Source organism: Lacticaseibacillus brantae DSM 23927, assembly GCF_001436115.1.
Classification (GTDB): domain Bacteria; phylum Bacillota; class Bacilli; order Lactobacillales; family Lactobacillaceae; genus Lacticaseibacillus; species Lacticaseibacillus brantae.
The window spans coordinates 1-1,168 of sequence record NZ_AYZQ01000011.1; the positions used below are offsets into that span (position 1 = coordinate 1).

The 1,168-nt window shown below is 47.6% G+C and carries 2 protein-coding genes and 1 tRNA gene; 1 reads left to right on the plus strand and 2 read right to left on the minus strand.

What is annotated here, in order from left to right:
* Positions 1 to 320: 320 nt before the first annotated feature.
* Complete coding sequence (locus FC34_RS09460) at positions 321 to 551, plus strand: hypothetical protein (RefSeq protein ID WP_057895189.1); 231 nt, start codon at positions 321 to 323, stop codon at positions 549 to 551.
* A gap of 79 nt (positions 552 to 630) precedes the next feature.
* Here FC34_RS09460 and FC34_RS09910 read toward each other — a convergent pair whose 3' ends face one another.
* Both FC34_RS09910 and FC34_RS09465 read right to left on the minus strand, forming a co-directional pair.
* Entirely contained in the window at positions 631 to 1,044 is a 414-nt protein-coding gene (locus FC34_RS09910) for a hypothetical protein (RefSeq protein WP_162259774.1), read from the minus strand.
* A 20-nt stretch (positions 1,045 to 1,064) separates the two neighbouring features.
* Positions 1,065 to 1,137, minus strand: a tRNA-Thr gene (locus FC34_RS09465).
* Positions 1,138 to 1,168 lie beyond the last annotated feature (31 nt).

The following is a 1,168-nucleotide window of genomic DNA, read 5'->3' on the forward strand; positions in this document are numbered from 1 at the left end:
TGTCGTCAGTTCGAGCCTGACAACCGGAGGAATAGCACCAGTCATCAGTTGATGGCTGGTGTTTTTTTGTGTCCGAAAGCCAAAGGGCAATGAATCGAACATTGTGAACGATACTAACCGTAATCAGACAAACGAAAGGTGACAGGGAGAAAGATATCAGTTTGCAGCGGGCAGCGAGTCAACCCACCAAAAATGAGATGGCGCATCAACTGGCCAGAGAAGTGTTGGCTCAATATTATTCCAAGGACCTATAAACTAGCGCAATTTGCTTGGCGTAATCTATGGACAGTAGCAAAAAAAGCCTATCAGGAGGACAAACAATGATCACAATCGAAAGTGGCGCGCAAGAAGTTATTAATGAAGCTGAACAGACTTATCTCAAAAAGTTTGGTGAGAGTTTCCCCTTTATGGAATATTTAAATGTCACAAGCGGAGGCGCCTACGACTTTTCGGTGGCGGGTGCCTATCGCCTAAAAGCCATCATTTTGCAGGCAATTGCCGATAACCGACCGGTTCCTAGGCCTAAGGGTTATGAGGAGCGCGTTTATTAGCTGAGAGAAAATTCTGTGATTGCTGGAAAATGACAATGAGCGCAGCCGTGAACACTGACTGCGCTCTCTTTTGGTGTAACTAATCCAAATTTTGGTTGTATAACGCCGCTTGGACGCCGGGCCTTACGAGCGACCAGACCGCTTCGAATTGATTACGTGTTTGGTTGTTCCAGGCAGGTGCGAAGGCAGATGTGGAGAAGCAACTGAAAGCCTGGAGGATACTACTAATGATGGTGTCGTCAGCAATGCCCGTGGCAGCAATGAGACTGCGGCTGAGATCATTGATGTGGCGCGCGAGCAATTCAGGGTTACCATCAATATAGTCAGTGTAGAGTTTAAACATGTGGGGATCAGAATGGAACGCCGAGATTTTATCGTCAGCCAAAGCCCACAACCAGTCATGGGCGATAGTGAGTCGTGAATCGTAATTGCTGGTGTCAAAGGGGAAGATGCTAGTACCGGGTAGAACCACACGAAAAAAGCCATTCAACATCTGTTGAATGGCTTTTTGAATGCCGGCTGCAGGACTTGAACCTGTGACCCTCGGTTTACGATACCGATGCTCTACCAGCTGAGCTAAGCCGGCATATGACCCGTACGGGATTTGAACCCATGTT

Coding starts and splice junctions, on each gene's coding strand:
- FC34_RS09910 (WP_162259774.1), bottom strand. CDS start 1,044: ATGTTGAATGGCTTTTTTCGTGTGGTTCTACCCGGTACTAGCATCTTC.
- FC34_RS09460 (WP_057895189.1), top strand. CDS start 321: ATGATCACAATCGAAAGTGGCGCGCAAGAAGTTATTAATGAAGCTGAA.